Below are 26,663 nucleotides of genomic sequence, written 5' to 3'. Positions count from 1 at the left end.
GGGCCGGACGAACTCACATGTGGAAACGTAACCATCGTGAAGGTTCCATCAGCGGAGCTACATCGTCAATGGTCCGGACCAGAATGCCCCGGGGGTGAACTGCCCGTGCTGTCAGATGCGTTGACGACCTCCTGAGTCGATGACAACGTTTCCATCACCCGAAGGCCCTGTTGCCCGCGTCCTTGGACCTTGGAGGCCCCATGTCCGTGCGTCCTTCCCGGCGAGTGATGATCGGTTCCGGCCTGGCCGCCCTGACGGCGACGGTCGCCACACCCGCGGTCGCGGCCGAACGCCCAAGCTCCGCACGGGCGTTGTCCCGCGCCACGTCCGTGTACGCCGCGCTGAGAAGACACTTCGACGCGACCGACGGCTCTGGGCTGGTCCGCGAGCAGATTCCGGCGGCGGCCGGCGACAACCCGTACTCGTACGAATGGCCCTTCTCGCAGGTGCACATCGCCGCGCTCGATCTCACCGTCATGGACCCGGAGTTCGAACCGGAGCTGACCCGGCGGGCGGCGGCGCAGGAGCACTTCTGGAACGCGGGCGGCGGGACGACCAAGCTGCCCGGCTACGCCTCCTACCCGGTCGCGCCGTACGGCGCGGGCGGGGACATGTTCTACGACGACAACGAATGGGTCGGGCTGGCGAAGGTCCAGCGGTATCTGCAGACCGGGGACACCGCCGCACTGGCCCGCGCGAAGGAGATCTCCGCCCTGGTCACGTCCGGTTGGGACACCGACGGCAGTCATGCCGCGCCGGGCGGGGTCTTCTGGACGCAGGCCGACTGGAGCCACGACCGCAACACCGTCTCGAACATGCCCGGCGCCCAACTCGCCCTGCGTCTGCACCAGATCACCGGCGAGGCCGACTACCTCGACGGGGCGAAGCGCTTCTACGACTGGACGAACACGCATCTCCAGAGCCCAAGCGGCCTGTACTGGGACCACCTTGACTTGCAGGGGACGATCGAGAAGACCATCTGGTCCTACAACCAGGGCGTGCCGGTCGGCGTCGCCGTCCTGTTGTACGAGGTCACCCGGGACCGCGCCTATCTGCGCCAGGCTGAGCGAGTTGCCGCCGCCGCGTACGCCTACTACGTCACGCAGGGGCGGCTGTTCACGCAGCCCGTGTTCTTCAACTCGATCTTCTTCAAGAACCTGCTGCTCCTGGAGTCGGTGACCGGGAAGGACACCTACCACCGGGCGATGGCCGACTACGCCGACCAGGTGTGGGACACGATGCGCGATCCCGCCACCGGCCTAGTGCACTTCGACACGGCCGGTGGCACCCAGGCGATCCAGCAGGCCGGTCTCGCGCAGATCTACGCCGTGCTCGCCTGGCCGCGCGCCAAGTGGCTGACGCTGTACTGACGTTACGGGTGTCCGATCTCCCCGGTCCCGCGTGCGATCAGCTGCACCGGGAGGACGGTCCGGTGGGAGGGGCTGTCGTCGCCGTCGATGCGGTCCAGCAGGATGTGGGCGGCGCGGCGGCCGAGTTCCTCGGTGTCGGAGGTGACGACGGTGACCGGGGTGGGGAGCATGTCGGCGAGCTTGAAGTCGTCGAACCCCACGACGGCTACGGAGACTTGAAGGTCACGGCAGGCCCGCAGCACGCCCTCGGTGAGGAAGCCCGTGGTGGAGAAGACCGCGGTGGGCGGGTTCGCGGAGGTGAGCAGGGCGCGGGTGGCGCACTCGGCTTCCTCCGTCGTGCCGCGGCGCAGGGTGACGACCAGGTTGTTGTCGGGCTCGATGCCGCTGCGGCGCAACGCCTTGCGGTAGCCGCGCAGTCGGCGGCCGGTGCTGTAGTACGAGGGCGCGACGAGGATCGCGATACGGCGGTGGCCCTGGTCGACGAGGTGCTGGGTGGCCTTGTGTCCGCCGTCCTCGTTGTCGACCAGGACGACATCGGCCTCGGCGCCGGTGGCCGGCCGGTCCACGAAGACGATCGGCACGTGGTCGTGGCCGTTGATCTCGTTGAGGAAGGCGTGGTCGCCCTGGTCGGGGACGATGATGAGCCCGGCGACCCGGCGGCCGATCAGCTCACCCACGGCCCGGCGCTCGACCTCGGGGTCCTCGTCGGCGGTGCTCAACAGGACCGCGTAGCCCGCCTCGTTGGCGACTTCCACGGCTGCCTTGGCGAGGGAGGCGTAGAACGGGTTGGTGAGGTCGCCCAGCAACAGCCCGATGGTCATGGAGTTCTGGCCGGGGCGCAGCGAGCGGGCGATCTCGTTGCGCTGGTAACCGATCGCGGTGATCGCCGCGTTCACGCGCTCGGCCGTCTCCTCGCGGACCGCGCCGATGCCGTTGACGACGCGGGAGACGGTGACGACGGCGACTCCCGCCCGCTCCGCGACGTCGCGCATCGTGGGCCTGGTGCTCTGGCGGTGCGGGGGACGACTGCTCACGTGAGTTGAAGACCAACCTTCCATCGCGTACCGGGGGCCGGGACCGCCCTCAGGATACGTATCGGGTCCCGGCCCGCCGCTCGGCCCGGGACGCCAACTGTTCCGCGACGCTCGTCTGACCGGCCTTGTCGAGCGCCCCGAAGTAGGTGCGGGTGCAGCGGTGTGGTGCCGACACGTCCGGACGGAGTGGGGAGCGGACCCGGCGAATGGGTGTGAACACGCTCGCCTTCCGACTGGCCCAGGACAACAGGTTGTTCACCGTGGACGTGGACTGCGTGCCCCGCACTGGCTCGCCACCACCGCACCTCGCCGCTGGGGGTCCGGCCCGGAGACCCTCGTCCACGACCGGGCCGGACGCTGGGGAGCGACGCCCCTGGCTGTCTGGGCTCAGGGAGTGATGGTCAGGCTGCCATAGTCCGACAGGTTGGTGAGGTTGAGCTGGCCCAGGGTGGTCGCGCCGGTCGTGCTTCCGGGCATCACGATGTGGTTCAGGGCCACGCCCGAAATGGGTGCGCCGGGAAGGCCGTTGATGCGTGCGGCGGTCGTACCGGCGTTGCGGACGCGGACGTTGGAGATCGTGACGCCGGTGATGGGGCCGGTGCCCGCCGTGCTGCCGGTCTGCATGGCCAGCCAGGTCCGGTTGTCGTCGTTCTTGAAGCTGAGGCGTTCGATGTCGATGTCGTCGAACTTGAGGTTCGTCGCGCTCGCCGTGCCGTACTTGTGGTGGACGCCGATGCCCACGGCCGCGTCGTAGACGACGACGTGCTGGAAGGTGACCTTGTTCTGCGACTCGTAGACGCCCTGGCCGACCTTGACGCCGTAGCAATAGGTCCAGGAGACAAGGTCGTTGAAGGTGACGTTGTCCAGCGGGCGGGCGGTGCCGGGGACGCTCTTGTAGATGTCGGCGGCGTCGGGCCAGGTCTTGGTGCTGAACGGGTCGTCGAGGCCGATGCCGATCGCGTGGTCGACGGTGACGTTCGTGGACTCCATGACGTCGATGCCGTCGTTCTCGCCCATGTCGAACCTGTTGAACATCTTGATGTCGCGGAAGGTCAGGTCCGAGGAGCGCAGCGGGATGACCGCCCAACTGCTGGACTCCCGGAAGGTGATGCCGTCGACCGTGAAGCCGGTCGTGTAGATCGGGGCGAGGAGGTTCACGCCGAGGTTGGAGGGTGCGAGCGCGGCCTGGCCGTTGCCGTCGATGATGCCGCGGCCGTAGATCTTGATGTTCGTCGAGGAGTACCGGGTGGAGATGAACCAGGTGAGGTCGCGGCCCTGTGAGGTCTTGTGTCCGGTCACCACATAGTGGCTGGCCTCGCCCGTGTAGCGGAGGACCGCGCCGGGGGCGAGGTAGAACGCGAGGTTGCTGCGCAGGTAGAGGTTGCCGAGGGTGTAGACGCCGGCCGGGACGTACACGATGCCCTGGGTGCCGTTCGCGGAGCCGTACGCGGCGGCGTCGTTGAGGGCGTTCTGAAAGGCGGTTGTGGTGTAGGCGCCGGTGTTCGGCTGGGCCGAGTAGGGCGCGCTCTGCACGTTGAAGATGCCTGTGCCGCTGGTCGCCGGGCGGGTGGTCTCGGCCGGGTCGGCGGCGATGACCAGGTTGGGGCGGCCGTCGAGCTTGACGATCAGGTACTCGTCGTTCTGGACGGTGAAGGTGAGCGTCGGGCCGCTGACGGTCCCGGTGATGCCCAGCTTCTGCGGGCTGATGCTGTACGCGCCGATGTCCGTGTTGTTGAGCTTGGTCACCGAGACGGTGGCCGTGCCTGTCCCCAGGGCGAGTTGGGCGATGTCGTACCCGGTGTACTTGGTGACGGGTACGGACGTTCCGTTGACCGTCACCTTGTAGTCGGTGGACGCCGGGTAGATGGACGGGACCGGGTACGCGGACACCGTGCCCGCCGCGGCCCGCGCGGACTGTGGGGCTCCGAGGAGTGCGGCGACGCCGAGCAGGAGCGCGGTCAACACGAGGGCCAGCGGGCGCAGTACGCGGTTCTCGGTTCCGTCGGCCGCGTTCAGCGGCCGTCTCATCGACGATCTCATGCGGGGTCCTCCTGTGGTCACACCGGTGGGGGCGCGTAAGACGGGATGGAAACGTTGCCAGTGACATGCCCACACTAATGGTCTGGACCGCAGCCGCCTATGTGCCGGGGCGGGCGACCGTCGCTCCCTTGTCACCTCAGGACGAACCTCCGTCGCCCGGGACTCAACTCCCGCAAACAGAACGGCGATCCCTCGGTCCGCTCCCGAATCGCTGCCATATTCGAGAACCACTTCGGAGGTGGCTGTGACGCTAGAGGCGACAACATCCCTGACGTCAGTGACAGATACGGCGGACCGCACCGCCGCGCGCATCGCCGACCTGGAACACCGTCGGGCACAGGCAGTGGTGACCGCCGCACCGAGAAGACAGGGCGCTCTCGGCGCGCGGGAACGCATCGAACGGCTGCTGGACACGGGCTCGTTCGCGGAGACGGGCGGGTTCGTGCGGGCCAGAGCGATCGGGGACGGCGCCCAACGCCCTTACGGCGACGGGGTCGTGACCGGGTACGGCACGGTGGACGGACGGCCGGTCTGCGTGTTCGCGCAGGACGCCACGGTCTTCGGCGGCAGCATGGGCGAAGCCTTCGGCGAGAAGACCGTGGCCCTGATGGAACTCGCCCTGAAGACCGGCTGCCCGGTCGTCGGCCTGAACGACTCCGGCGGCGCCCGCATCCAGGAGGGCGTCAACTCGCTCGCTCTCTACGCCGAGTTGGTGCGCCGGAACGTGAAGGCGTCCGGGGTGATCCCGCAGATCTCCGTCGTCCTGGGCCCGTGTGCGGGCGGTGCCGCGTACTCCCCCGCGATCACCGACTTCACCGTGATGGTGGACGGTGCCTCGCACATGTTCGTCACCGGGCCCGACGTCATCGAGGCGGTCACCGGCGAACGCACCACCGCCGAGGAGCTGGGCGGCGCCCGCACCAGCAACTCCGTGAACGGCAACGCCCACTTCCTGGCCGTCGACGAGGAGGACGCGCTCGACACCGTACGCGACCTGCTGTCGTACCTTCCCGCCAACAACCTTGAGCGGCCACCGGAGTACGCGCCCGGAGCCGTCGCCGACGGGGCGCCGCTCGACGCGATCGTGCCCGACCGGCTCGGGCAGGCCTACGACATGCGGGACATCCTGCACGCGGTCGTCGACGACGGTGAACTCCTGCACGTCCAGGAGCTGTTCGCGCCGAACATCATCTGCGCGCTGGCCCGGGTCGAGGGGGCGAGTGTCGGGGTCGTCGCCAATCAGCCGCTGCACTCGGCCGGTGTTCTCGACATCGACGCGTCCGAGAAGGCGGCGCGGTTCGTGCGGTTCTGCGACGCGTTCGGCATCCCGCTGCTGACCTTCGCCGACGTCCCCGGCTATCTCTCCGGCGTCCGCCAGGAGCGCGGCGGCATCATCCGGCGCGGCGCCAAACTCCTCTACGCGTACGCCGAGGCGACCGTCCCGAAGGTCACCGTGGTGGTGCGCAAGGCGTACGGCGGCGGGTACGCGGTGATGGGTTCCAAGCACCTCGGCGCCGATCTCAACCTCGCCTGGCCCACCGCCCGTATCGCCGTCATGGGCGCGGAGGGCGCCGTGGGCGTGCTGCACCGGCGCGAACTCGCCGCCGCCGCCGACCCCGAGGCGCTGCGGGCCGGCCTGGTCGCCGCGTACGAGGCCACGCACGGGACGCCGTATCTCGCCGCCGAGCGCGGGTACGTCGACGACGTGATCGCCCCGCGCGACACGCGCGCCCACGTCGGCCGCGCCCTGCGCGCACTGCGCGGCAAGCGCGCCCCGATGCCGGAGCGCCGGCACGGCAACATCCCGCTCTGACCGCCCTGTTCACCCTCTCCAGCCGACACCGCGTTGTTCCGCGATGTGAGGAGTCACGCCCGATGGACAGCCGCCGCCCCCCGCTCGCGCCCGCGTACCGGACTCTGCCCGAGTACGTGCGGCACTGGGCCGAACTCACCCCGGACCGCCGGGCGTTCACGTTCGTCGACCACCCCGCCCCCAACTCCCGTGGCGTGCACCGCACGCTGACCTGGCAGCGCCTGGATCTGCGGGTACGGGCACTGGCCGCCCGGCTCGCCGGCCAGGCCGAACCCGGGTCACGGGTCGCCCTGTTGTGTCCGCAGGGTACGGACTACGTCACCGGTTTCCTGGCGGCGCTGACGGCCGGGATGGTGGCCGTACCGCTGTATCCGCCCGGTCTGCCGGGGCAGGGCGACCGGCTGGTCGGGGTGTTGGGCGACGCGCGTCCGGCGGTCGTGCTGACCACCGGCCGCGCCCTGCCGGAGGTGACGGACTTCTGCGAGCGTGCCCATGTGCCGGTCCTCGCGGCGGACCGGGTCCCGGACACCGCGGCCCTCAACTGGCAGGCGCCGGTGCCGGATCCGGCCGCGACCGCCTATCTCCAGTACACCTCCGGCTCCACGCGCGCTCCGGCCGGCGTGGAGATCACGCACGCGAACGTCGTCGCCAACGCCCGCCAGGCGCTTGCCGCTTACGGTGCCGACGCGCACCCGATGACCTGTGTGGGCTGGTTGCCGCTCTACCACGACATGGGGCTGGTGCTGAGCGTCGCGGCCCCGGTCGTGCGGGGTCTGCTGTCGGTGCTCATGGACCCGGCCGCGTTCCTGCGCGAACCGGCGCGCTGGCTAAGGCTGTTGGCCACACATCCGCTGGCGCTGAGTGCCGCGCCCAACTTCGCCTACGACTACTGCGCCTCCGCCGTCACCGGGGCGCAGAAGGAGGGGCTGCGGCTGGACGGGGTCGCCGCGCTGATCAACGGCAGCGAACCCGTCCGGCCCGGCACCGCCGACCGTTTCCAGGCCGCGTTCGCCGCGCAGGGGCTCACGGCGGAGGTCCACTGTCCGTCGTACGGGCTCGCCGAGGCCACCGTCTTCGTCAGCGCCGCCCGGCCCGGCAGCCCGCTCGGCCGGTTCGCCCTCGACCGGGACGCGCTCGCCGCCGGGAAGGCTCTGCCCGCACGGCCCGACGACCCCCGGGCCGTGCTACTGGCGGGCTGCGGAACGCCGGTCGGGCAGCGGGTGCGCATCGTCGATCCGGTCGCCCACGCCGTGCTGGCCGAGGGGGAGGTCGGGGAGATCTGGGTGCAGGGGCCCAACGTGGGGCGCGGCTACTGGAACAACTCGGCGCAGACCGAGCGCGTCTTCGGCGCCGCGCTCGGTGAGGACGCACCGGGCAGTTGGCTGCGCACCGGCGACCTCGGGACCGTCCTGGAGGGACAGTTGATCGTCACCGGCCGGCTCAAGGACCTCATCGTCGTCGACGGCCGCAACCACTACCCGCAGGACGTGGAGGCCACCGCCCAGGACGCGCATCAGGCCGTACGACGCGACCGGCTCGCCGCGTTCGGCGTGCCGGGCGGCGCGGGTGAACAGGTGGTGGTCGTCGCCGAACACGCGCGTACCACCAGCCTCGCCGGCATCGACGTGCCGGCCCTGACACGTGCCGTACGCGCGGCCGTCTCCGCCCGGCACGGGCTGCGGCTCGCCGATGTCGTCCTCGTCGCACCGGGCACCGTGCCCCGCACCTCCAGCGGCAAGGTGTCCCGGTCCCTGACCCGCACCCGCTATCTGGAGGGCGCCTACGCGGCGGAGACCGCGGTATGACGGCCGCCGACACGAGAACGCTGCTGCGCCGTCGCATCGCGGAACGGGTCGCCGAGTGGAGCAACACCCCGGTCGACGAAGTCCCGTTGGACCGCCCCCTGGCCGATCTCGGCATGTCCTCGCGGGAGGCGGTCGTGCTGGCGGGCGAGTTGTCCTCGCTGACGGGCCACGAATTGCCGGCGACCCTGCTGTGGGAGGCGCCGACCGTGGACGCGCTGGTGGACCGGGTGTGCGGTACGGCCACGCGAACTGCCGCGCGGGAGGCCCCTGTTGCACCGGCTCCGGGCGAGCCCGTGGCGGTCATCGGCGTCGGCTGCCGACTGCCGGGCGGGGTGCGCGGTCCGGCCGACTACTGGCAACTGCTCATCGACGGCGTCGACGCGATCAGACGCGTACCCGAGGACAGATCGGCCGACTTCACGGCGTTCCCGCCGCCCGAAACCCCCCTGTACGGGGGTTACTTGGACGACGTAGCCGGGTTCGACGCCGACTTCTTCCGCATCACTCCGCGCGAGGCCGCGGTGATGGATCCCCAGCAGCGCATCCTCCTGGAGGTCGTCCGCGAGACCCTCGACCACGCCGCCGTCCCCGCCACCGCCCTCGCGGGCACGGCCACCGGCATCTACGTCGGCGTCTCGGCCCCGGAGTACGGACAGCTCACCGGCGCCGACGCGAACGCCGTCGACCCATGGGCCCCGGCGGGCGCGGCGCTCAGCGTGACGGCGGGCCGACTGGCCTACGTCCTGGACACCCGCGGGCCCAACATGGCCGTGGACACGGCCTGTTCGTCCTCCCTCGTCGCCGTGCACCAGGCCTGCGTCAGCCTCCGCACCGGCGAGACCGACACCGCGATCGCCGCCGGAGTCAACGTCCTCCTCTCCCCCGTCGTCGGCGTCGCCTTCGAGCGGGCGGGCGCCCTCGCCCCGGACGGCCGCTGCAAGCCCTTCTCCACGGCGGCCGACGGCATCGGACGCGGCGAGGGGTGCGCGGCGGTGCTGCTGAAGCGGCTGTCCGACGCGGAACGGGACGGCGACCGGGTCCTCGCGGTCATCCGCGCCACCGCCGTCAACTCCGACGGCCGTTCCAACGGTCTCCTCGCCCCCAACCCGGCAGCCCAGCAAGCCCTGTTGACGACCGCGTACACGCAGGCCGGGTTCACCCCGGCCCACATCGACTACGTCGAGGCGCACGGCACCGGCACCCCGCTCGGCGACCCCATCGAGGCGGGCGCGCTCGGCACGGTGCTGGGCACGGGACGTGACCCCGAACAGCCGTTGCTGCTCGGCTCGGTGAAGGGGAACCTCGGGCACCTGGAGTCCGCGGCCGGCATCACCGGCCTGGTGAAGACGGTCCTCGCCCTCCACCACGACCTGGTCCCACCCTCGCTGCACGGCAACACCCTCGACGACGCACGGCTCCGTGTCGTCAACGAGCCCGAACCATGGCCCCGTTACGGCGGTACGGCCACCGCCGGCGTCTCCGGCTTCGGGTTCGGCGGCACCAACGCCCATGCCGTACTGGAGGAATGGCTGCCCGCCGTCCTCCCGGTCGACGAGCCAGCCGCCCGTCTCCATCTCCTCTCCGACGTCGGCACCGAGCGGGTCCGGGACACCGCGTCCCGCCTCGCCACGTGGCTCCGTACGCCCGAGGGCAGCGCCGCCCGCCCCGCCGACGTGGCGCGCACGCTCGCGGGACGGGTCGGGCGCGGTCCCGTGCGCGCCGCGGTCGTAGCGCGCGACAGGGGCGAACTGGCCGATGCGCTGGGCGCGTTGGCGGAGGGTGGCGGCCCGGATGCGCGCGTGGTGACCGGTGACCGTGAACTCGTCGGGCGCGGTCCGGTATGGGTGTTCTCCGGGTACGGCAGCCAGTGGACCGGCATGGGGCGCCAACTGCTTCTGGAGGAACCGGCTTTCGCCGCCGCCGTGGAGAAGCTCGACGCACAGGTCTCCGACGTGTTCGGCTTCTCCCTCCACGAGCACCTGGCCGCCGCCGGGGATCTCGACCGACTCGACATCTCCCAACCCGTCCTGTTCGGACTCCAGTTGGCACTCGCCGAGCTGTGGCGCTCGTACGGCGTCGAACCGGTCGCCGTGATCGGCCACTCTCTGGGCGAGGTGGCCGCCGCCGTCTGCGCGGGCGCGCTGGACGTGGCGGACGCGGCCCGGGTCGTCGCCGTACGGGCGCGGCTGCTGGGGCGGCTGCACGGGGGCGCGATGGCCGTCGTGGACCTGGAAGACGGTGAACTGCGCTCCCTGGAACGGGACTTCCCCGGGGTTCAGGTAGCCGTCCACTCCTCGCCCCGGCAGAAGGTCGTCGCAGGTGACGAGATGGCGGTCGCCCGGCTGGTGCGCCGGCTGGAGGAGCGAGGGCGGGCCGCCCGGGTCATGCGGGTCGTCGGTGCCGGGCATTCGCCCCAGGTGGACCCGCTGTTGCCGGAACTGGCCGAGGCCCTCGTGGACATCGGTGGCCGACCGCCCCGCATCCCCGTCTACTCCACCGTCCTCGACGACCCGCGCGGCGCCTGCGCGTTCGACGCGGGCCACTGGGCCGCCAACCTGCGTCGGCCGGTGCGCCTGGACCGTGCCCTCGCCGCCGCCGCGGCGGACGGCCACACCGCCTTCGTGGAGATCTCGCCGCATCCGGTCCTGGCCAGGTCGATCGCCGACAACGTGCCCGGCGCGCTCACCGTGGGCACGCTGCGCCGCGACGCGGACGGATCCGCCGCGTTCCTCTCGGAGTTGGGGGCCCTGTACGCGGCGGGACTGGACCTGCCGCTGCCGCGCGGCCGGGTCATCGACCTCCCGGCACCGCGCTGGCGGCACGTCCGGTACTGGTGGACCGACGGCCGAACTCCCGTAACCACGACCGCCACACACCGGTGGGCCGAGCCCGCCCCGGCCGCCGAAGACCCGATCACCGCCCGCCTCGGCCACCACATCGCCACCGTCACCGGCCACCCGGCGGCCCGCATCACCTCCACCACGGCGCTGACCGACCTCGGCCTGGACTCCCTCATGGCCGTCCGTATCCGTACCGCCCTGGAAGGCGACTTCGGCGTCGAGCTGCACCTGCGCGATCTGTTCGACGCCGCCACGGTCGCCGAACTGGCGGACCGGATCGGTCAGTTGACCGGCACGCCGTCCCCTCTCCCTCCGCTCTTCCTCTTCCACGCCGCCGGCGGAACCACCGACGTCTACCGCGCCCTCGCCGAACGCCTCGGTGAGGAACGGGCGGTGCACGGACTGGACCGGATCGAGGACGCCCCCACCGTGTCCGAGAAGGCCCGCCGCTACGTCGAGGCGATCACCGCCGCCCATCCCGACGGGCCCTGTGCGCTTGCCGGCTGGTCCTTCGGCGGATTCGTCGCCCAGGAGACGGCACGCCAACTCACCGCCGCCGGGCGGGATGTCGAACTCGTCGTGCTCATCGACTCCGTACGGCCCCTCCCCCAGCCCGACCGCGCACCCGCCGACCGCATCCGCGCGCATCTCACGGGCTTCGCGCAGCACATCGCCGACACCTACGGCGTCCAACTCCCCCTGCCCTACGACGAACTCGTGGCGCTGGACGACGACCACGAGCGCATCGACCGCGTGCTGCGCACCCTGCGCGGGGCCGTGCGGGTGCCGCCCGCCGCGTTGGAGCACCAGCGTGCCTCCTACCTCGACCTGAGGATCGGCGAGGCGCATCAACCGGGCCGGTACGAGGGGCGGGTGGTGCTGTACCGGGCCACCGAACCGGCTCCGCACACCGTGCGTGACCCGGCGTACGAACGGGACGACGACGCGCTCGGCTGGGACGAGGTGTGCCCGCGCCTGACGGTCGTACCGGTGACGGGGCATCACCTGTCCTTGCTCGACCCGCCGTACGTCGACGAGATCGCCGCCCATCTGCGGCGGGCGCTCGCCACCCCCGGCGGACCCGCCGAACCGGACTGAGGAGCCGCCATGCAGCACCACCACCCCACCGGAATCTCCCGACGAGCCGTCACGAGAGCAACGGCGGCCACGGGACTGGCCGTTCTGTTCGGTGCCACGGCCGCCGTCGGACGTGCTCGGGCCGCGACGCAGATCTCGGCGCGCACCTTCGACGTGTCCGTGTCCTCGCCCGCGCTGGGCCGCAGCGCGCCGGTGCGGCTGATCCTGCCGTCGGACTTCGACGCGCAGCCCGGTCGGACGTATCCCGTGCTGTATCTGCTGCACGGGGCGCACGACGACTACACGTCGTGGACGCGGGAGACGGACATCGAGGCGTTCACCGAGGGCCGGGACCTGATCGTGGCGATGCCGGACGCGGGGCCCACCGGCATCCCCAGCGCGTGGCACGACGGGCCCGACTACGAGACCTTCCAACTCCAGGAGGTTCCGGCGCTGTTGGCCCGCGACTACCGGGCGTCCGGGGTGCGGGCCGTCGCCGGCGTGTCCACCGGAGGCTACGGCGCGATGGCGCACGCGGCCCGGCACCCGGGCGCGTTCACCGCCGCCGCGTCCTACAGCGGCATCCTCGACACCACGGCCCCCGGGATGCCCTCGCTCGTGGACGCCATCGTGGCCCGCGAGAACCTGGCACCCCGCACCCTCTGGGGCAACCCCCTGCTGGACCTGCTGACTTGGCGGGCCGCCAATCCGCGCGCCCAGGCCGGCGGACTGCGCGGGACACCCTTGTACGTGTCCAACGGCAGTGGTGTGGCCGGGGGTTCGGGCGACTGGCTGCCCGAGGCGCTGGAGAGTCTGCTGTGGCCCTCCGCGCACAGTTTCACCGGCATTCTGGCCCTGCTCGGCATTCCGGTCACCGCGCACTTCTACTCGGGGGGAGGACACAGCTGGGCCTACTGGAAAGGGGAGTTCACCACCTCGTGGCCGATGCTCGCCGGTGCGCTGGGGCTGCCGGAGTGATGTCGGTGCAGCCGGGGCACGGAACGGAGCGCAGGGGACGGCCGTCCAACACGGGACGTCCCCCTCGTCCCACGGGCAACAGTCCGTGGGCGAGCCGCCTCCGGGGGAAAGGAGTGTCCGTCGTGGCTGTCCCCACCCCGCGCGGAGTACCCACCGAGCCCGGAACCGCATCGGTTCCGCCCGACCTGGCCGAACTGTTGCGCGCCCAACTCGGCGCCGTCTCCGACGAGGTGGAGGAGGTGGTCCGCAGACATGTCCCCGAGTACGCGCGGCCGGCCGACGGGACGTACCGCGAGAACCTCAGGTCCGGCGTGGTGCAGGCGCTCACGCTGTTCGTCGACCACATCGCGGACCCGCACGGCCAGAACGCCGCGATGGCGGCGGCGTACTACGCGGAACTCGGGCGCGGTGAGGCCCTGGAGGGCCGCAGCCTGGAGGCGCTTCAGTCGGCGATCCGCGTGGGCGGGCTCCACGCCTGGCGGCTGATGGGCCGTACGGCGGAGGAACTCGGCCTGGACTCGGCGGTGGTGGCCGCGCTCGGGGAGCTGGCGTTCCGGACCGTGCACGAGGTCGCGGAGGCGGCCGCCGCCGGGTACGCGGAGGCGCAGTCGCGCAGCACGGACGAGGTGGAGCGGCGGCGCAGACGGCTGCTCGAACTCCTTTTGGGCGAGGGGCCGGTGTCGCCGGAGGCGTTGCAGGACCTGGCGCACGGCGCGCGGTGGCGGGTGCCTTCGCAGGTCGCCGTCATCGCGCTGGCGGGCCCCGCGGACCCGCGTGCGGAGGACCGGCCGCCGGCGATGCCGGGCGCGCTGGCCGACATGGAGTCACGGCCGCCGCGCGTGCTGGTGCCGGACCCGGAGGGCTACGGCCGGTTCGGCGGGCGGTCGTTCGTCCTCGGCCTGGGCGGCCGTCCGGCGGCGATCGGTCCCACGGTCCCGGTCGTGGAGGCCGCGCGGTCCCTGCACTGGGCCACGCGGGCGCTGGGGCTGATGGGCCGCGGGGTGCTGCCCCGGCAGGGCGTGGTGCTGTGCGCCGACCATCTGTCGACGCTGTTGCTGCACAGCGACGAACCGCTGCTGGCCCAGCTGGAGTTACGGGCCCTGGCGCCGCTCGACGCCGCGTCGGAGGGTCAACGCCCGCGGCTGGCCGAGACGTTGCTCGCCTGGCTGCTCAGCGGCAGCAACGTGCCCGATGTCGCCGCCCGGCTCCACATCCACCCGCAGACGGTCCGCTATCGCCTGCGTCAGCTGGAGAAACTCTTCGGCGCGTCCCTGCACGATCCCGGAACTCGTCTGGACCTGATCCTCGCGCTGCGTGCAGCGGATTTGCGGGAGGGTGACCGCGACTCACGAGGTGGCGACCGCGACTCACGGGGCGACAAAAACAGAGAGAGTTTCTGAATTCCCGTCCATAACACCGGGTACGGGAACGCGAATACCTTCGGGGCAGTCCTTTCCACAGGCGCCGCAGGCGCCCCACCCTCAAAGGATTCCCATGCGTATTCGCTTATGCCTGGCCGCACTCTCGCTGGTCGGCGGGGCCGGGCTCACCGCTTTCTCCGCACCCGCCGCATCGGCCGCCACCTGCTCGGACCTCGACGTCGTGGCGGCGCGCGGCACCTTCGAGCCGGGCACACTCGGCCTGATCGTCGGCGACCCGGTGTTCTCCGCGCTCCAGCAGAAAATCACCGGCAAGAGCCTTTCCAGCTACGCGGTGAACTATCCCGCCGACCTTTCCCTGACGTCCGCCGCGACGGGAAACGCCGATGTGGTGAACCACGTCAAGGCACAAGCGGCGGCCTGCCCCAATCAGCGTTTCATTCTCGTCGGCTATTCGCAGGGCGCGAACGTCGTCGACAACTCCATCGGAATCAGCAGCGACGGCGCGGTGGTCGGCAGCCCGATCGTGGCGACCATCCCCGCCGCGGTGGAGCCGAAGGTCGCCGCCGTGCTGCTGTTCGGCAATCCGATCCGGGCCCTCGGCAAGAGCGTCACCGGCACCTACCAGAGCCGCACCATCGACTTCTGTGCCAACGGTGACCCCATCTGCCAGAACGGCGGAACCGACGTCCTCGCCCACCTCGGCTACACCTCCGACGCCGCCGCGGCGGCCACGTTCGCCGCGGGCAAGGTCTGAGCCGTAGCAACGCACCGATGAGGACCGGGAGTTGATCCTCCCGGTCCTCGTCGCGTTCTGGAACGGCCGTGCGGGAACGGCTACTTGGGCGATTACTTGGGTGATGCAGCGAATGCCGCGAGGCTGCTGGAGACGACCTCGGGGCGGCCGTCGTTCTGGACGGGTGCCGCGGTCAGTACGTCGAGGTGCTGATAGCCGGGGGCGATCACGGGGTGCAGGTCGGCCGGGACGTGACCCGCGAGGAGCCCGTCGCCGGCGAGGACGGTGAGCGTCGGGTTGGCCGTCAACCCGCCCGGGTGCACGATGAGTCGCTTCACCTGCGGCGAGGTGGCCAGCTCGATGTCGGTGACCAGCTTGGTCGGGAAGTACTGCTCGGTGAAGTCCAGCGGCTGCTCCCCCATGCTGCGGGCCAGCTCGTGGATGTCGGTGACCTCCTTGGAGGCGTTGGTGAACGGGGTGCCGTCGGCCGACCGGTACCCGGGGTCGTCGGCGGCGCCGACACGGTCGTAATCGCGCCAGGTGTAGAGCGGCCCGTGGGGTTGCGCGGGAATCGCCTTGTACTCGACACCGACGAGCTGCGACTGGTCCGAACTCCCGTTGGCGACGGGGAAGTTCTTGTCAGTGATCGGCCCACCGTCGAAGAAGCCGACGCTGCTCTGCAGGAACGCGAGGGGTACGGAGTTGTCGTCCATGAGTGACCCGAGCACGGCGTCGTTGGTGAGCCGGAAGTCCTTCACCGCCGGTGAGCCGGTGAGGAACGTGGCCGCGTCCTTGGAGAACAGGAAGCGGTTCGTGGCCTCGATGTTGACGTTGGAGGGGAGGTAGGACGGCAGGTCCGCCTCGCCATTCGGGTTCTGTACGGCGCCCAGGCCGGCGATGGCGAGCAGGGTCATCGTCTCGGGGTTGAGCAGCACGGGCGCGGACAGCGACCGGGACAGCACGCCGCTGTCGAGCCCTGCCTGTACGACGCCGTAACCCAGCCCGATGTCAGGCAGGTTGGTGTCGTCCGGGATGCTGCCATTCAGGTCCGACAGGTCGGTGGAGATCGTCGTGTCGAGGGCGAAGTACCCGGCGCACTGGTTCTGCCCGGCGTCCGCCGTGGTCGCGGGGTTGCCGTCGAAGTCGGCCGCCGCGAAGTACCCGGTGATGACGCCGCCGAGCGAGTGCCCGCCGCACAGCACCTTGCTCTTGCGCAGCCCCTGGTCGGGCAACTCGGCGACGAGCAGGTCGTATTCGTCGCGCACGGTCTGTTCGATGCCGAGCTTGGCCATCCAGCCGAGCTGGTCGTTGCCGACGAACCCGGCGAAGGTCCGGCCGCCGACGGCCTTGCCCCGGTAGTAGTAGTCGACGGCCGTGTGCTGGTCGCCGGAGGCGATACCGGTGGGATCCTCAAGGCAGTTGGAGCGCCGGTCCAGGGCCCAGAACTCGATGTGCCGTCCCCGCGCGGCGGCTTGGGCGACGCTGTCGCGGGCGACGCTGTCGAAGGCACCTGCGCCCTCCAGGATGCCCGGCTGCGCCACGAGGATCCGGTCGGCGTCGGCCGACGCGCTCGGGCCGTCGGCGGCGCGGTAGCGCAGATACGACAGCCAGTCGCACGTTGCCGGACGGGCGCCGAACGACTGCGGTAACGGCACTTTGACCCGCACCAACGACTCGACTACACCGTCGGCGGGGTGCGTCGACGCCACCGGGGTCTCGGTGCGCGCACCGTCGCCCTGGGCCTGCGGAGCGGCGGCGGTGAGCGCGCCCGCGGTCAACAACACCGCGAGCGCGGCACCGCGCCACGTACGTCCTGTGCCCGCGGCTCCGCGCCGCGAACTTCCTTTGCTGCGACTCGTGTTCATGGCCGGACCGTAGGACGGTCGGGCCACGGGATCAGGCGGTGCTCACAAGAACGCAGCTCACGGCCGCACCCTTGTCACCTGCTCGCAGAGAACATCGCGGCGAACCTCGCGGACAACGGCGTGCGGTCAGGCGTCCTTGATCGTCGCGGTGACGGGCGTGCCGGTCTCCACCGTGCGGCTGACCGTGCACAGCCGGTCGTGCGAAACGGTGACCGCCCGGGGCAGGATCGCGCGGGCCCGGTCCCCGGCCTCCCCCTCTGGGAAGGTCACGGCGAAGGTGACCGCCAGGTCGGTCATCCGGTTGCCGAGGTCGTCGCTGACCTTGTTTCCGGTCACGGTGACGGTGAACCCGTCCGGCTCCGCGTGCCGCGTGGTGGCCACGTCGACGTCGGCCGCGGTGCAGCCGCCGATCGCGGCGAGCAGCAGCTCGACGGGGGTGAACTCGGTACCGCCGCCGACGGCGGTACCGAATTCGATCGTGCCGCCACGGGTGTTGGTCGCGGTGAAGCGGCCGGGGGCGGTGCGGTCGACGGTGACTTGGCGCAGGGGATTGTCGCTCATGGTGGGGATCCTTCCAGAGACCCCGACCGGATCGTCCGAGGCCACGGAGATGATCCCTGGAAGCGCACCCTCAGCCGACGGTCGGCCAGGCGCGGCCGATCTCGGCCGCGATCGGGGCGTGCGACAGGTACTGCGCGATGTCGTGCGCCGAGTCCTTCCGATTGGCGCAGAGCACGTCGTGAACCCGCGGCCAGGTGTCGCCGAGCGGGCAGCCGATGGCGACGGCGTCCCCCGCCGCCCACGCGTTGGTCCACCCGTCCACCTGAGCGGGCCTGACCGGTCCGCGGGCGAGCAGTCGCTTGTACACGGCGTCCAGTCCGAGCGGGCTGCCGGCCGTCACCAACAGGGGTACCGAGATCCCGTCGGGCAGCACGGTGCACAGGTCGAGCGCGACGACGGTACCGAGGCTGTGGCTGACCAGCACGGTCTCGCCGTCCTCGGGCAGCCCGGCCAGCACCGCCTCCAGCACGGCGTCGCGTACCGACTTGTCGCCGAGGTAGGCCGCGACGTCGCGGAACACCGCCGCGATGACGACGTCGTCGAGCCCGCTGCGCGCCGCGATCCAGGACAACGGCCGTTGCAGTGCGGCGACCGCCCCGCCGAGCAGGCCCGACTCCCGCGCGGCCGCGGGCTGTTGCTCCGGCTCGGGCATCCCGGCGGCCTCGGCGGATTCGGCGATCAGCGCGGCGTACACCGTGCGGGCGCCGGAGTCGGCCGGCACGTACGCCTCGGCCGTGGTCGTCGCCGTATCGAGGTCGGCACTCTCACGGGTGGCCGTCGCGGCGGCCAACGCGTCGCCGTAGAAGGGGAACCAGACGTCGGCGTCGTCCAGTGGGGGAAGGCCCGCGGCCGCCAGCCCGACGGCCAGACCCCGGCACCAACCGGCGCGCAGTTGGGCGGGGTTGTGGCCCTGCTGACCGCGGCCGTGCAGGAACACCACGCGCCGTCGGCCGGCGGCGATCCGCCCGGTGACGCCCCGCCGTTCTTGAGCTCCTGGAGGGCGGTTCTCGATCGGCATGACTACGACGGGCGCCGCCCCGGCCGGCGCCGCCTGTGGGCCCAACTCGGCGAGCAGTGCCTGCTGTTCCGGTGGCAGCGGGGCCGCGGCGAGGTGCCGCAGGATGGCGCTGACCCGGGCCCCCTCGTTGGCGATCCAGCCCGCGCCGCCGGGGTCGGGTACGCCCGCGTGGTGCAGCGCGACGACCTCCCACTGGTCGTTGAACACGGGCGAGCCGGAGTTTCCGGGCTCGGTGTCCGTGCGGTAGTGCAGGAACTGCGGCAGCTGGTTGAGCAGTTCGTTGGCGCGGACCGCGACCTCCTTCAGCCGCGCGGCGGGGTGGCCGACGATGTTCACCGGCTCGCCGATGACGATCTTCCCCTGTTGGGCGATGAGCTTCAGCCAGCCGTGCACCGCGCCCGGCCGCTTCCCGTCGGGGCCGGCCGCGACCGCGACGAGCGTGTAGTCGAGCGCGGGGTCCGTGACGAACAGGACGTCCGGGGCCAGGTCGTAGGAGTCGACCGGTTTGGGCACACCGTCGGCGTCGGACTCGAAGTCGAAGTCCGCGAAGGACCCCGTCGCCGTCGCCACGTCGGGCAGCACATGGTTGTTGGTGAGCAGCAGCCGCTCCCCCACGAGGAAACCGGTGCCGAACCCGGCCCGCTCTCCGCCCTGGATGATGGAGACGCGGGCGACCGCGCGGGCCGCACGTGCGCCGCGGGCAAGGAAGTTGACGCTCTGCAGCTCGTTCGCGGCGCCGAGGATCCGCTCAAGGACGACAGCGGGACGCACCGGCCCTTCGTCGGACGGCACCGGCGCCAGTTCCCCCGGGTCGACCTCGCGTTTGCTCACCAACCGCTCGGCGCGGGCGCGCAGTTGTTCCGTGCTGCCGCCCGCGAAGGGCGTGCCGGTCTCCAGCTGCCGTCGCCGGATGTTCTCGCGCTGGTCCACCGTCTCCCGGTAGCGCTCCACCATGTTCCGCTGCTGCTGTCGTAGGTCCATGCGCGCATGGTCCGGCGCGCGGGGAGCACGGCGCTTCGGGGAACTCCCTACAGTGCACACGTGCCCCCGCCGACACGGATCGGCGGGGGCGCGGGGGTGCGGCCCGGAGGGGTGTCGGCGGGTCAGAGGACGCCGGCGAACCGGAGGAAGTCCGCGATCGTGCGCACCGGCCGGCCGTTCGGGAGCAGGACGCCCTGCGCGGGGCTCCAGCTCGTCCGGTTGACGTACGAACCGGGGTCCTTGCGGATCTGGCCGATGATGGTCTCGGCGACGATGCGGCTGCCGACCTCGCCGAGCCGCCGGCCCTGCTCGCGTACTTCGGCCTCCTTCAGCACGTAGAACCAGAGGGGGGTCCTGTCGAACAGGCCGGCCGCCTCCAGGGCGTCCTTGACCGCGTCGCTGGTGCCCTGTTCGAGTTCCGCGCGGGTGAGGGGTTCGACGTCGAGCGCCTCGGCCACAGCCTGTCCGGTGGGAGCGGCGAGGACGTAGCCGCGCAGGAGGTTGCGCTGGGCGAGTTGCTTGAGCAGTTTCCTGATCTGGTCGGCCTGGTTCGGGTCGTTGCCCTCGTTGAGCAGGTCGGCGAGCGGTGGCGCGATCCTGGTGTCGATGAGTCGCGCGAAGCGGTTGGCGAACTGGCTGTTCTTGTCGACCATCCGGTCCCACTCCGCCGGCCAGTTCGACGGGAGTGTCGTCAGGGTGCCGACGAAGCCGCCCTTGCCGGTGAACTGGAAGAGCTGGATCAGGCTGGAGGCGGGGGCCCGGTCGCCCGGGCGGCCGAAGTTGCGGTTCCAGTCGTAGCCGCCGCGCACCATGCTGTGACCGAAGCGGAAGGCCGCCACCGAGAACTCGACCGGCATGTAGGTGCCGCGCCGGTCCAGGTCGAGCAGGTTCCCCTCCGCGGTGTCCACGAGGTCGACGACATCGGGGCGGGCCACGGTGCGCAGATAGTCGTGCACGCACAACCACTGGTAGGTCCACCGGGTGAGGTCCCGGGCCCGGCGGAAGACCTCGGCGTCCGACTCGAACTCGGGCTCGTTGTCGCGCACCCAGTCGACCGCCGCGTTGTGGAACCGCAGGAACGCCACGTGCAGTTGGGCCACCACGAGGTTCTCGTCGTTGCGGGTGTCGCCGACGAGCGGGGTGCGGTCGGCCTTGCGCGGCAGGTCCCGTTGGGTGTCGGCGACCGGGGGGATCAGCGCGCCCACGGTGACGGGCACCGGGCTGAGCAGGCCCAGCCGGAACTTGACGCCGTCGTAGGGGACGGCGTCCTTGCCCGCCACCGGTGCCGCGAACGGTCCGTCGCCGTAGACCGAGTCGAGGTTCAGCGCCGGGATGCGCAGGTTCTCCAGCTTCTCGACCACGTCTTGCGGCCGCACGGGCCGGAGGTTCGGATCGGTGATGCTGATCACCAGGTCACGGTCGGTCGCGGCCGTCAGATCGTGGTCGGTGAACTGGCCCCAGTAGGTGTAGACCGGCGGGATCGGCGAGTTGAACTGCGGGGCAGCCACCTCGTCCGCGGTCTCCACCATCGCCGAGCCCAGTGCGAGCAGGGCCGCGACGACCTTGGAGACGTCGTCGTCCGGCAGGTGCCGGTCCGGGAACTCTTCCGCGAGGTCGGGGAACAAGTAGTCGAAGGCGGTGGTACCCACGTGCGCCGCCACGCCGGTGGACTCCTGGACCACCGTGCTGCGCATGCTCAGGCTTTCCTCGGTCTTCGCGGTCGTCTCCGCGTTGTCCGCGGTGTCGAGGATCGCGTGTCCGCCGTGCGTGAGGTTCGTGATCACTCGCCGGAACTGTCCCTGCTCGGCCATCCCGTGCCCCCTTCAGGTCTAGGAGCACGCGAGCATTCCCGAACGCCCGCAGCACGGCTTCGGGGAACTCCCTGCCTCCGCCCGGGACATGCCCTCCCGCGTTGTGAGCGGCTCCCCCGCCGGAACACCTACGCCACCTGTCGGGTCGGCGGCCCCGGACACACCCGGCCGGGCCTACGCGTCATGGACCCACCGCGCGAACCTCACCGTACGGAGACCGTCGTAGGACCGTCCCGACCCCTGACGCCGATCACCCTCCCGGGGGCACCCTGGAGGCATGACGGAACGCCGCAATGGAGCGGCAGCTGTACGGGGGCGTCATGGAAGAAACAGCGATGACCAGCGTGCCGCCGGGCGGCGCGACATACGATCCGGTCCACGTACCGGAGGACTCGGGTGGGCACGGGGCGTACTGCGTCGTGGCTCCCGCCGCGCCCGACGAGGTGACGTCCGTACCTGGACCCGCCGCCCTCGTCGGCCGGCGCGCCGAACGAGACCTGGTGGACGGCTTGGTGGACGCCCTGCCCCGGCGGGGCGGCGCCCTGCTGCTGAGCGGTGAGCCGGGGATCGGCAAGAGCATGGTGCTGCGCCACGCGGCCGCCCGCTGCCAGGGTGCCCGGGTGCTCTGGGCCCGCGGAGTGGAGTCGGAGGCCGTCCTGCCGTACGCGGTGCTCGCCGATGTGCTGCTGCCGCTCCGCCGTCAGTTCGGTGAGCTGCCGCCGGCCCAGCGCAGTGCCGTCGAGGGCTGTCTCGCGCTCACGGACGTGGCCGAGTCGAACCCGTACGCGGTGTGCGCGGGCGCGCTCGGCGTGCTGGCCGCCGCCGGGGAGTCGTGGCCGCTGCTGGTCCTCGTCGACGACCTGCACTGGGCCGATCCTTCCTCGCGCCAGGTCCTGCAGTTCGTGGCCCGGCGGCTGGCCACGGAGCGAGTGGCCCTGATCATGGCGGCACGCCGGGGGCGGCAGGAGGACGGGATCCAGGAGAGCGTGCCGCACACCACGCTGGGGCCGCTGTCGGACGACGAGTGCTGGACGCTGCTGCGGCGGCAGGCGCTCGACCGGGCGGACCGGGCGGCGGACCGGATCGTGCGGCTGGCGAACGGCAACCCCCTGGTCCTGGTGGAGTACGCGGCGGCGCTCGCCCGGACCCGTGCCTGCGGGACCGAGCCGTGGGACGACTCGTGGGAGGCGCCCGGGCCGCTGGTGGAGCGGGCGTGGCGCGGACAGCTGCGCATGCTGCCGCCGCGCAGCCGGAAGGCGCTGGTGTACGTCGCCGCCGGCCGAGCCCCGCAATGGCCCCTGCTGCAAAGGGTGTTGGCGTTCGACGGACTCACGACCGCCGATCTGGACGCGGCCGAGGCGGCCGGGCTGGTCCGTATGCGGGACGGCGCCTGCGAGCTGCGGCATCCCGTGCTGCGGCCGGTGGTGCTGGGGCAGTGCGCCACGGTCCGGCGGCTGGAGGTCTACCGGCGGCTGGCCACCCTCAGCTCGGGCGAACTGCAGACCTGGTACCTGGCCGCCGCCGCGCCCGGTCCGGACGAGTCGGTCGCCGCCCGCCTGGTGTCCGACGCCCGACAGGCGCGCCAGCGTGGGGCGTTGGCGGCCGCCGCGCCCGCCTGGCGCCGTGCCGCCGAACTGTCTCCGGACCCCGCGGACGCGGCCCGCCGGCTCTTCGAAGCCGCGCACGACGCGTTCTACGGCGGTACGACGCGCGATGCCGCCGAGTGGTGCGAACAGGCCCTGACGCACAGTCAGGATCCGTTGCTCACCGCGGACATCGAGTTCCTGCGCGGCCAGGCCTGCACCTGGCTCGGGGATCCGGGCCGCGCGCACCAGCTGCTGGTCGGCGCCGCCCGGACGGTGGAGTCGGTGGACCGCGCACGCGCCTCTCAGCTGTACGGGGCCGCGGTGGTGCCGGCGACGATGGACGGGCGGATACGCGACGCGTGCGACATCGCCGCACGCTGCGAGGCGCTGGCGGACGGCATGCGCGGCGCCCCTCGTCGGCAGGCCGCCGTCATGCACGCCCGGGCGGAGGTTCTGGGCGGCGACGTGAGCGCGGGCCGTACCACTCTGCTCGCGCTGCTGGCCGAGACGCGCGGCCTGACTGGCCCCGAGGAACGTCAGACGACGATGGAGATCGCGCAGGGCCTGTCCTGGACCGGCGACGGGGACCTCGCCCGCCGCGTGCTGGACACGGTGATCGAGGAAGTACGACGCGACAACGCCCCGGCCCTCCTGCCGTACGCCCTGTTGGCGCGGTGCCAGGTGGAGATGTGGTCCCGCTGGCCGATGGCTCGCGCGGACGCCACCGAGGCGCTGCGCTGGGCGGAGGAGTTCGGGCATCTGGCGATGACGGGCTACGCCCTGATCCAGCTCGCGCGGCTGGACGCCCTGCACGGCGACTTCGCGGACTGCCGGAAGCGGGTGGCGCAGTACGAGCAGTGGTGCGGCAGCCGACTGCGCGGCCTGGCCCTGTTCGCCCGCGGTGCGCTCGGTACGTCCGCCTTCGCCGCCGGTGACGCCGAAGCGGCGCGTACGCACCTGGAGGCCGCGTTCGCGCTGGCCGACGAGGTGGGGCTGGTCAATCCCACCCTCATGCCGTGGGTGGCCGACCTCGCCGAGGCCTGTCTGCGCACGGGGGCGCGGGAGAGTGCCGTGGCCGTCGCGGAGTGGCTGCGGGAGCGCGACACGGCGACCGGTCTGGCGTGGCCGGCGGCCGCTCACGCCCGATGCCGGGTGATGCTCGCGGGGTCCGCCGAGGAGGCCGCCGACTGGCTGGCCGTCGCGGAACGCGTCCATGCCGACAAGGAGATGGCCTTCGAGGCGGCGCGGACCCGGCTCGTCGCGGGAGAGGTGCTGCGCCGGTTCCGGCGGCCGTCCGCGGCACGGGAGCCGCTGCTGCTCGCACAGCGGACGTTCACCGCGCTGGGCGCTGTTCCGTGGGCGGTCCGGGCCGAGGCGGAGGTCGCGGCGACCGGACACCGCTCCGCCGTCCACGGGGACGAACCGCCTCCGGTGGCCCTGCTCACGCCGCAGGAGCTCCAGGTGGCGCGTGCCATCGGCGAAGGTCTCAGCAATGTGGAGGCGGCCGCGTCGCTCTTCCTCTCCCGCAAGACGATCGAGGCCCATCTCACCCGCGTCTACCGCAAGTTGGGCGTACGTTCCCGCTCGGACCTGGCGCGTTGTCTGGCCCGTGCCGGGGTCACCGGGTAGCGGGGCGCGCGCAGTTGGGGCGGCGGCGTCCGGTGCGGGCAGGACGTGTGGGCTGCCCGCACCGGACGGTTCAGGAGACCTGCGAGGCGTCGACCAGGACGACCCGGTGGTTGTACTGGATCGTGTAGTACTTGGCCGCCCCGGTGACGTAGGTGTCGCCCGAGACGAAGAAGTCGTCGGCGCTGACCGGGGGTTGGGTGGCGACGTAGGCCTGGCCCGCCGGGAAGCCGTAGACGGTCAGGGGTTTCTGCGTGGACGGGGACAGGCCGGACGGGTACTCGGACGCCTGCGGGTAGCCGGAGCCGTAGAGGGTCGCGGCCTGGTCGCCGGAGTGGAGGACCGTGGCGCCCTGCGCGGCGCAGGTGTTGACGCCGTGGGGGTTGTGGAACCACACCTTCGCGCCGCTGAACCAGATGGCGGTCCAGTCGCCGTCGACATCGGCGACCACGAACTGCTGGCCGGCCTGGACGGTGCTGCCCCAGTCGTGGATCGAGTCGGTGCCCGCGCTCGCGCCGGGGTGGATGGCCGGGTCGGCGAAGAGGGGTGCGTCGGCACTCGGAGCGGTGCGCACGGGAAGGAAGTTGGAGGGTGCCGTGGTGCCGGTGCACGCGGTGGTGGCGCCCGTGGGGTCGTCGGCCGGGCAGACCTGGACGGTCTGCTGGTTGGTCGCGAACTCGGGGCTGATGGTGACCGCCGAACCCACCCTCGGGACATGGCGGCCGGCGCTCTGCGCGTGGGCCGCCCTCGTCGGGGCGACCATGTTCATGAACGCCGTCCAGTCCCAGTAGGGACCGGGGTCCCAGTGCATGCCGGAGATGTAACTGTCCTGCGGGCCGGGCACGTTGTCGTGGCCGATGATGTGCTCGCGGTCGAGCGGGATGTCGTACTTCGCGGCGAGGTACTTCACGAGATCGGCCGTCGCCTGGTACTGCGCCTGCGAGTACCAGGTGGCACCGTGCGCGGCGTAGCCCTCGTGCTCGATGCCGATCGAGTGCATGTTGAACCAGTAGTTGCCGGCGTGAAACGCGATGTCCTTGGTGTGCGTCATCTGCGTGACGGCGGCGTCCGAGGCCCGCATGACGTAGTGCGCCGAGTCGCCGGAGCCCGCCGTCTGGAACGTCTTGATCGCGGCGTCGTAGGACGACTCGGTGTCGTGCAGGACGATGTACTTGATCTGCACGCCGTCGCCCGGGCGGCCGGCCACCTGTCCGTTGGAGGCGGCCGCGGCGAGGAAGGTGCAGTCGACGGTGGCCGGGCACTCTGTGTCGGTGGCCGTCACCGCGGCCTTCAGCTTCAGTTCGGACAACTGCCGTGTCTCGGGGTGGACCGCCCGCCGCGCCGCGAGGCTGACGTGCTGTCCGTCGGCCGTCGTCCGCGAGGCGCCCGAGGACACGGTCTTGAAGACGCGGTCGGCGAAGAGCTGCGCGGCCTTCTTGTCCGACGACTGGCTGTACTTGGCCACCGCCCCGTACCAGTCGGCCGGGTCGGTGGAGCTCTTGCCCGTCAACTCCTTCTGGTACGAAGCGAGCAGGGCGGCACCGGCCCGGATGTTCGCACGGTCGTCGGTGCGCAGCTTCGCCGCCGGGGTGCCGGTGAGGCCGGCCGCCGCGTCGAGGGTGTGCAGGGCCGGGTCCGACGTCAGCTCGGCGAGGTCACCGCGGCCGGCGGCGCCCGCCGAACCCCCGGACACCATCGCGGCGGTGACGTCCGTCAGGTTCATCGGGCCGTATCCGCCCGAGGTGTTGTAGTGCCCGTCGTGGTCGTCCCACTGCGACTCCTGGTACGACACGGCCAGGAGCACGGGCAGCGGTACGCCGAACTCCTCGGCCGCGTCGGCGAAGGAGGACTGCCGGTCGGCGCCCGGGCTCGGGGCGGCCTGCGCCGTCGACGGCAGAACGGCGAAACAGCCTGCGGCCACGGCGCCGCCGGCCAGGATTCCGGCCAGCACCTTCCGGGGTGATCTTCTACGCGAGGATTGCTGCAAGGATCTTCCCTTGTAAGTAGTGCCTGTAAGTCGTGCGTGTAAGTCGTGCGTGTAAGTCGTGCCAGTAAGTCGTGCCTTGAGGCAGACGTACGGGACGACGCCTGCCCGAACCACTGTGCGGAAGCCTCCAGCATCCCCCACCGGACTTCACAACTC

Annotated in this window: 16 protein-coding genes; 8 read left to right on the top strand and 8 right to left on the bottom strand. The window is 71.6% G+C overall.

Annotation, left to right across the window (positions count from 1 at the left end):
- Positions 1-200: 200 nt before the first annotated feature.
- A complete protein-coding gene (locus tag OG714_RS45050; RefSeq protein ID WP_406129876.1) occupies positions 201-1,370 on the top strand; it encodes a glycoside hydrolase family 76 protein in 1,170 nt (389 codons plus the stop codon).
- Between the two features lie 2 nt (positions 1,371-1,372).
- Here the strand turns inward: OG714_RS45050 and OG714_RS45045 are convergent, their stop codons facing one another.
- The 3 genes from OG714_RS45045 to OG714_RS45035 all read right to left on the bottom strand — a co-directional run bounded on the left by OG714_RS45045 (position 1,373) and on the right by OG714_RS45035 (position 4,444).
- Positions 1,373-2,404 (bottom strand): LacI family DNA-binding transcriptional regulator, encoded by a 1,032-nt coding sequence (locus OG714_RS45045; RefSeq protein ID WP_406129875.1) that lies wholly within the window; start codon positions 2,402-2,404, stop codon positions 1,373-1,375.
- A gap of 49 nt (positions 2,405-2,453) precedes the next feature.
- On the bottom strand, positions 2,454-2,579 hold the full coding sequence (locus tag OG714_RS45040) for a hypothetical protein (RefSeq protein ID WP_406129873.1): 126 nt from the start codon (positions 2,577-2,579) through the stop codon (positions 2,454-2,456).
- A gap of 212 nt (positions 2,580-2,791) precedes the next feature.
- The gene (locus OG714_RS45035) at positions 2,792-4,444 is read right to left on the bottom strand and encodes a glycosyl hydrolase family 28 protein (RefSeq protein WP_406129872.1); all 1,653 of its coding nucleotides are present in this window, start codon (positions 4,442-4,444) and stop codon (positions 2,792-2,794) included.
- A 277-nt stretch (positions 4,445-4,721) separates the two neighbouring features.
- On the opposite strand from OG714_RS45035, the gene OG714_RS45030 reads away from it, so the two are divergent.
- From OG714_RS45030 to OG714_RS45005, 6 genes are all read left to right on the top strand, one after another.
- A complete protein-coding gene (locus tag OG714_RS45030; RefSeq protein ID WP_406129870.1) occupies positions 4,722-6,257 on the top strand; it encodes an acyl-CoA carboxylase subunit beta in 1,536 nt (511 codons plus the stop codon).
- Between the two features lie 62 nt (positions 6,258-6,319).
- On the top strand, positions 6,320-8,062 hold the full coding sequence (locus OG714_RS45025; RefSeq protein WP_406129868.1) for a fatty acyl-AMP ligase: 1,743 nt from the start codon (positions 6,320-6,322) through the stop codon (positions 8,060-8,062).
- Complete coding sequence (locus OG714_RS45020; protein ID WP_406129866.1) at positions 8,059-12,000, top strand: acyltransferase domain-containing protein; 3,942 nt, start codon at positions 8,059-8,061, stop codon at positions 11,998-12,000. The genes OG714_RS45025 and OG714_RS45020 overlap by 4 nt, the downstream gene beginning before the upstream one ends.
- Before the next feature lie 9 nt (positions 12,001-12,009).
- Positions 12,010-12,957, top strand: coding sequence for an alpha/beta hydrolase (locus OG714_RS45015; RefSeq protein ID WP_406129865.1), 948 nt, complete (start codon positions 12,010-12,012; stop codon positions 12,955-12,957).
- Between the two features lie 122 nt (positions 12,958-13,079).
- Entirely contained in the window at positions 13,080-14,357 is a 1,278-nt protein-coding gene (locus tag OG714_RS45010; protein WP_406129863.1) for a PucR family transcriptional regulator, read from the top strand.
- Positions 14,358-14,451: 94 nt separating this feature from the next.
- Positions 14,452-15,093 carry a cutinase family protein gene (locus tag OG714_RS45005; protein WP_406129862.1) on the top strand — a complete coding sequence of 214 codons (642 nt, stop codon included), beginning with the start codon at positions 14,452-14,454 and terminating at the stop codon, positions 15,091-15,093.
- A gap of 92 nt (positions 15,094-15,185) precedes the next feature.
- On the opposite strand, the gene OG714_RS45000 is transcribed toward OG714_RS45005, so the two are convergent.
- The 4 genes from OG714_RS45000 to OG714_RS44985 form a co-directional block, all read right to left on the bottom strand.
- Positions 15,186-16,856 carry a hypothetical protein gene (locus tag OG714_RS45000; protein ID WP_406132162.1) on the bottom strand — a complete coding sequence of 557 codons (1,671 nt, stop codon included), beginning with the start codon at positions 16,854-16,856 and terminating at the stop codon, positions 15,186-15,188.
- A 207-nt stretch (positions 16,857-17,063) separates the two neighbouring features.
- Complete coding sequence (locus OG714_RS44995) at positions 17,064-17,498, bottom strand: OsmC family protein (RefSeq protein WP_406129860.1); 435 nt, start codon at positions 17,496-17,498, stop codon at positions 17,064-17,066.
- Between the two features lie 70 nt (positions 17,499-17,568).
- On the bottom strand, positions 17,569-19,497 hold the full coding sequence (locus tag OG714_RS44990; protein WP_406129858.1) for a trypsin-like serine peptidase: 1,929 nt from the start codon (positions 19,495-19,497) through the stop codon (positions 17,569-17,571).
- Between the two features lie 122 nt (positions 19,498-19,619).
- Positions 19,620-21,308 carry a peroxidase family protein gene (locus tag OG714_RS44985; protein ID WP_406129856.1) on the bottom strand — a complete coding sequence of 563 codons (1,689 nt, stop codon included), beginning with the start codon at positions 21,306-21,308 and terminating at the stop codon, positions 19,620-19,622.
- Between the two features lie 335 nt (positions 21,309-21,643).
- On the opposite strand from OG714_RS44985, the gene OG714_RS44980 reads away from it, so the two are divergent.
- Positions 21,644-24,523: an AAA family ATPase gene (locus OG714_RS44980; RefSeq protein ID WP_406129854.1), complete on the top strand. Its 2,880-nt coding sequence runs from the start codon at positions 21,644-21,646 to the stop codon at positions 24,521-24,523.
- Positions 24,524-24,593: 70 nt separating this feature from the next.
- On the opposite strand, the gene OG714_RS44975 is transcribed toward OG714_RS44980, so the two are convergent.
- Positions 24,594-26,507 carry an N-acetylmuramoyl-L-alanine amidase gene (locus tag OG714_RS44975; protein ID WP_406129852.1) on the bottom strand — a complete coding sequence of 638 codons (1,914 nt, stop codon included), beginning with the start codon at positions 26,505-26,507 and terminating at the stop codon, positions 24,594-24,596.
- Between the last annotated feature and the right edge of the window lie 156 nt (positions 26,508-26,663).

This window comes from Streptomyces sp. NBC_00989, assembly GCF_045162655.1.
Taxonomy (GTDB): Bacteria; Actinomycetota; Actinomycetes; order Streptomycetales; family Streptomycetaceae; genus Streptomyces.
The sequence above is the reverse complement of the archived record's forward strand: the minus strand, read 5'-3'. Positions and strand labels throughout refer to the sequence as shown.